The organism is Psychrobacter sp. S1-30-MNA-CIBAN-0213 (genome assembly GCF_040309845.1).
In the GTDB taxonomy this organism is placed as follows: Bacteria; Pseudomonadota; Gammaproteobacteria; order Pseudomonadales; family Moraxellaceae; genus Psychrobacter.
Window position 1 is genome coordinate 1 of the sequence record NZ_JBEOPE010000103.1, and the last position, 260, is coordinate 260.

The window sequence follows — 260 nt, forward strand, 5'->3', positions numbered from 1 at the left end:
GTCTAAGGGGCTTAACTCTAGTACGGCCAATGCTGCCAAAATATATGTGGTCCGTGATAATTTAAACACGCGATCGACGGATATTTACTATGTGGATATGCAGAACCTGACTAGTTTTGCGCTTGCCAATCGTTTTGATATGCAGCCTAATGATATCGTTTATGTTGATCCAACTGGCTTGACGCGTTGGAATCGTGTAATTAGTGCGATACTACCTTCAACGTCTGCAGTTAGTATCCTTTCAGGATTATAGGTAATAG

Annotated in this window: 1 pseudogene; it reads left to right on the forward strand. The window is 41.5% G+C overall.

Features of this window, described 5'->3' with window-relative positions:
* A pseudogene (locus tag AAEY87_RS14125) lies at window positions 1–253 on the forward strand (polysaccharide biosynthesis/export family protein); the annotation flags it as partial.
* Window positions 254–260 lie beyond the last annotated feature (7 nt).